This is a genomic window from Vibrio sp. 1401 (genome assembly GCF_033340295.1).
Window position 1 is genome coordinate 1 of the sequence record NZ_JAWOWF010000094.1, and the last position, 3,700, is coordinate 3,700.

The 3,700-nt window shown below is 40.9% G+C and carries 9 protein-coding genes; 4 read left to right on the top strand and 5 right to left on the bottom strand.

The features are described from left to right. Positions 1 to 72: 72 nt before the first annotated feature. Positions 73 to 495 carry a DUF4145 domain-containing protein gene (locus R7Z77_RS23650; protein WP_171351422.1) on the bottom strand — a complete coding sequence of 141 codons (423 nt, stop codon included), beginning with the start codon at positions 493 to 495 and terminating at the stop codon, positions 73 to 75. A gap of 194 nt (positions 496 to 689) precedes the next feature. On the opposite strand from R7Z77_RS23650, the gene R7Z77_RS23655 reads away from it, so the two are divergent. Together R7Z77_RS23655 and R7Z77_RS23660 are read left to right on the top strand one after the other, a co-directional pair. Beyond that, positions 690 to 938, top strand: a complete 249-nt coding sequence (locus R7Z77_RS23655) for a type II toxin-antitoxin system Phd/YefM family antitoxin (RefSeq protein ID WP_005377003.1) — start codon at positions 690 to 692, stop codon at positions 936 to 938. After that, positions 928 to 1,218, top strand: coding sequence for a type II toxin-antitoxin system RelE family toxin (locus R7Z77_RS23660; RefSeq protein ID WP_206955197.1), 291 nt, complete (start codon positions 928 to 930; stop codon positions 1,216 to 1,218). The genes R7Z77_RS23655 and R7Z77_RS23660 overlap by 11 nt, the downstream gene beginning before the upstream one ends. Before the next feature lie 124 nt (positions 1,219 to 1,342). Here R7Z77_RS23660 and R7Z77_RS23665 read toward each other — a convergent pair whose 3' ends face one another. Beyond that, positions 1,343 to 1,741, bottom strand: a complete 399-nt coding sequence (locus tag R7Z77_RS23665) for a DUF6232 family protein (protein WP_025519062.1) — start codon at positions 1,739 to 1,741, stop codon at positions 1,343 to 1,345. Between the two features lie 229 nt (positions 1,742 to 1,970). Between R7Z77_RS23665 and R7Z77_RS23670 the strand changes: the two genes are divergently transcribed. Then, complete coding sequence (locus R7Z77_RS23670) at positions 1,971 to 2,243, top strand: DUF1778 domain-containing protein (protein WP_025507006.1); 273 nt, start codon at positions 1,971 to 1,973, stop codon at positions 2,241 to 2,243. Further along, positions 2,240 to 2,737, top strand: a complete 498-nt coding sequence (locus tag R7Z77_RS23675; RefSeq protein WP_064377514.1) for a GNAT family N-acetyltransferase — start codon at positions 2,240 to 2,242, stop codon at positions 2,735 to 2,737. Before R7Z77_RS23670 ends, R7Z77_RS23675 begins: the two co-directional genes overlap by 4 nt. Positions 2,738 to 2,901: 164 nt before the next feature. On the opposite strand, the gene R7Z77_RS23680 is transcribed toward R7Z77_RS23675, so the two are convergent. From R7Z77_RS23680 to R7Z77_RS23690, 3 genes are all read right to left on the bottom strand, one after another. Next, positions 2,902 to 3,171 carry a Txe/YoeB family addiction module toxin gene (locus R7Z77_RS23680; RefSeq protein ID WP_005464459.1) on the bottom strand — a complete coding sequence of 90 codons (270 nt, stop codon included), beginning with the start codon at positions 3,169 to 3,171 and terminating at the stop codon, positions 2,902 to 2,904. Beyond that, on the bottom strand, positions 3,164 to 3,418 hold the full coding sequence (locus tag R7Z77_RS23685) for a type II toxin-antitoxin system Phd/YefM family antitoxin (protein WP_053397282.1): 255 nt from the start codon (positions 3,416 to 3,418) through the stop codon (positions 3,164 to 3,166). The genes R7Z77_RS23680 and R7Z77_RS23685 overlap by 8 nt, the downstream gene beginning before the upstream one ends. 102 nt (positions 3,419 to 3,520) lie before the next feature. Next, positions 3,521 to 3,700: hypothetical protein (locus tag R7Z77_RS23690; RefSeq protein WP_318136858.1), on the bottom strand; the 180-nt coding region annotated here is incomplete at its 5' end.

The window sequence follows — 3,700 nt, forward strand, 5'->3', positions numbered from 1 at the left end:
CAATGCTAAGAGATGGTGTTATGTGGGATACAGATAGCCTCAAAAATTAACTATTGACGCCATAGTCTCTTGTTAGCAATATTTATTAAGGTACGCTAGACCAAGAATATCTAAATGCTTGTTCCAAAGTTCAGAGATCAACTTAATAGAAAATAGATGAAACGATTGAACTCCAAGTTGCTCTCTTTTAACGAGACCGACTAACGCTTCGAAGTCGCTGTCATTGAGCCTAAATATTGGTGTATGCGCAGCTTTATTTCTAAGATCTCGAAACCAATCGTAAACCTGAAACTGGAACTCATCAATAACTTGTTCTTTCCTAAGCTTTTCCAGCCTTTGATTGTGATTTTTTAGTTTCACTTCTGGAAGATAGTGATCTGATAGTGTTTTGACGATCATCTCTACAAATGAGTGAGAAACGATAACTAACAATCGCGGATTGTCCTTAACAAGACCTATTTCATCCCCAACTTGTAACATGTAATCAGAGTCCACAAATACCTCCATATTGTTAACACCTTGCTAAGGTGTGAGCAACGCAATACCTTAGCCTCCGCATAATACCTTAAACACATAAACCGACGCATAGTAAAAATGCCACGCGTTGCGAATCACTCTTAAGCAACTTGTTATACCGCTTGGTTGAGGCTAAAATGACCAACATAAAGACCACTTAAGAGACCGATTATATGACCACTAGAATTTTAGCCGATGTTGCTGCAAGCATTACTGAGTTGAAAGCTAACCCTATGAAAGTTGCAACTAGTGCTTACGGCGAACCTGTAGCTGTATTAAACCGAAATGAACCAGCATTTTATTGCGTACCTGCCGAAGCGTACGAAATGATGATGGACAGACTCGAAGATCTTGAACTACTCGCTATCGCTAAAGAGCGTGAATCTGAAGAGAGCATTTCGGTAAATATTGATGACCTATAAACTCGACTTTAAAAAGAGCGCCCTCAAAGAGTGGAAAAAGCTTGGTTCTACTCTGCAACAACAATTTAAGAAAAAGCTAATCGAGCGCTTAGATAACCCACATGTTCCGGCTTTAAAATTGTCTGGAGCTGACAACATGTATAAAATTAAGTTGCGTCAATCGGGCTACCGTCTCGTCTACAAAGTCGAAGACGATGTGATCATTGTAACCGTCCTAGCAGTTGGAAAGCGCGAACGTAGCGATGTTTACCGTAAAGCCATGAAAAGGTTAGATGACTGATTGCGGTATAACGCCCTGTTAAGGTGTGAGGCACGCAATACCTAAGCTTCCGCATAACACCTCAACCACTGAACCTAACGCATAGTGAAAATGCCACGCGTGCCGAATCACTCTTGAACAATTGTTATACGAATTTTTTCAGTGCCAACACTTGCTGTTCAAATAACTCACAATCTGACTTTGAGTATGACTTAGCGACATTAACCCATTGAACGCCCGTTTCATCTATGTGGCGAAACTCGACTTGAAGTGCATATTTAGAACAACGAAAAAGAGCAAAAACCAAACCTACAACCGTCAGACTAAGAACTAAAACTAGTAGCCATTGTGGCACCTCTTCCAACCTTGGAATAACTAACCAAACTGCCCCTGAAAAAACACACACCCAGAATAAAACTTGACCTAAATTATCAAGAAAACTTAACTTTTTAACCCTAACATTGTTTATCTTAGACAAAGGATATGAGTCTTTCTTAAACCTGAACTCTTTTGAATCCAAGTTAAAATCAGTATTTTTGTACATAATTTCCCTCTATTCGTATAACGCCCAATTAAGGTGTGAAGCACGCAAGCACAGCACTTAATTTGACCACCGTAAACACTGAACTAAACCCAAACTAAAAATGCCAAGCGTGCTGAATCACTCTTAAATGCTTGTCAGTTTGTGTGCCAAAGTGACACAAAGATTGCTTATTGCACACTTTAAGACCATAATACACATGTGACATTTTGACACAACAGGAGATAACATTATGGCAACTACTTTGCCTCGCATCACCGCTAGGGTTGATGTCGATACACAAGACTTACTTACTAAGGCTGCCGCGATCGCTGGCATGTCTAGCATCAACTCGTTTGTTCTAAGCGCTGCAATCGAAAAAGCTAAACAAGTCATCGAACGTGAACAGGCTTTAAAACTGAGCCAAGCTGATGCTATGTTGCTCATGGAAGCTTTAGACTGTCCTGCAACACAGAACTCAAAACTAAAAGCTGCAGCTGATCGATACGAGAGCAAAACTCAATGATGAATACGGTACTTCTAGATAAAGCTAAACACGATAGAAACCGATTCAACTGTGGCATCGAAGCTCTCAATAATTACTTAAGAGTAATGGCTAGTCAGCAAGCAAAGAAGGACAACACCAGAACGTTTGTTTTGGAAGATGATAACGACAACTCACATGTCATCGGCTTTTACACGCTAACAATGACGCCAATTTACTTAAAGGCATTGCCTGATAAGTTACAAAAAAAGCACCAATCATCCACCTCTGGTGGTCTGATAGCCCGTCTTGCTGTCGATGAGCGATACAAAGGGAAAGGTTTTGGTGAGTGGCTGCTTATCGACGCACTCAGAAAGCTATTAGCTGCTAGTGATAGCGTTGCATTTCCAGTTGTTATCGTTGACGCCAAAGACGGTGCGAAACACTTCTATGAACGCTATGGTTTTCAAGCATTTGAAGACGCTGGAAATAAACTCTTCATCACCATTGCTGATGTGAGAGCCAGCTTAGGCTAGTTACCCGCTAGCCTTTAGCAAATTAACGCCCGCTTAAGTGGTGAGCAACGCAATACCGATGTTTCTGCATACCACCTTAATCACTAAAATCAACGCATAGTAAAAATGCCACGCGTTGCGAATCCGTCTTAAAGCGTTTGTTAGTTGCCTGACGATGAAGCCATTTAGTAGTGGTAACGACACGAAATTATTGTGATTGCTTGGTCATCTACGGCATAAACCAGCCTATTAGTGTCATCAATACGACGAGACCAAAAACCAGATAGGTTTTCCTTTAGTGGCTCAGGTTTACCAATACCCTCAAATGGAGAGCGTTTAACATCGTTGATAAGCTTATTAATGCGTTTTAAGGTTTTCTTATCTTGAGTTTGCCAGTACAGGTAATCATCCCAAGCATCGTCAGTCCAAGATAGTAAACGTTGACTACTACTCATCAATTAACTCTCGTGCTGTTGTCTTACCAGCACGATACTGCGCTATTGAACGATTCAAATGCTCCGCATTTTGAGGTGAGCGAAGTAAGTGAACTGTTTCCATTAGGCTATTGTAATAGTCTAAGGACATAACAACTGCATCTTCAGAGTCACGGCGAGTAATTACGGTTGTATCAGCATCATTCACGACACCATCTAAAACCGCTTTGAGACTATTTCTAGCTTCAGTAAAAGATACGATTCTCATAAGAACCTCCACATGTACATTTAATGGAACAAGTATAGTCTTCGCTCATGTACTTGTACAGTAAATTGAACGTGCGATTTTGATAAGGCAACTAACGCCCTGTTAAGGGGTGAGCAACGCAATACCAAAGCCACCGCATACCACCTTAAACACTAAAACCAACGCATAGTAAAAATGCCACGCGTTGCGAATCCGTCTTGAACAGTTTGTATGGATAATAAGTACTCCAATCGGGTAAGGTGAGACCCAGACTTTAGCTGCAACTAAAGTTCTTCTATCTGG

Excerpts from the sequence above, each read along its gene's own strand:
- R7Z77_RS23655 (WP_005377003.1), top strand. The coding sequence starts at position 690 with ATGACCACTAGAATTTTAGCCGATGTTGCTGCAAGCATTACTGAGTTG.
- R7Z77_RS23660 (WP_206955197.1), top strand. The coding sequence starts at position 928 with ATGACCTATAAACTCGACTTTAAAAAGAGCGCCCTCAAAGAGTGGAAA.
- R7Z77_RS23665 (WP_025519062.1), bottom strand. The coding sequence starts at position 1,741 with ATGTACAAAAATACTGATTTTAACTTGGATTCAAAAGAGTTCAGGTTT.
- R7Z77_RS23670 (WP_025507006.1), top strand. The coding sequence starts at position 1,971 with ATGGCAACTACTTTGCCTCGCATCACCGCTAGGGTTGATGTCGATACA.
- R7Z77_RS23675 (WP_064377514.1), top strand. The coding sequence starts at position 2,240 with ATGATGAATACGGTACTTCTAGATAAAGCTAAACACGATAGAAACCGA.
- R7Z77_RS23680 (WP_005464459.1), bottom strand. The coding sequence starts at position 3,171 with ATGAGTAGTAGTCAACGTTTACTATCTTGGACTGACGATGCTTGGGAT.
- R7Z77_RS23685 (WP_053397282.1), bottom strand. The coding sequence starts at position 3,418 with ATGAGAATCGTATCTTTTACTGAAGCTAGAAATAGTCTCAAAGCGGTT.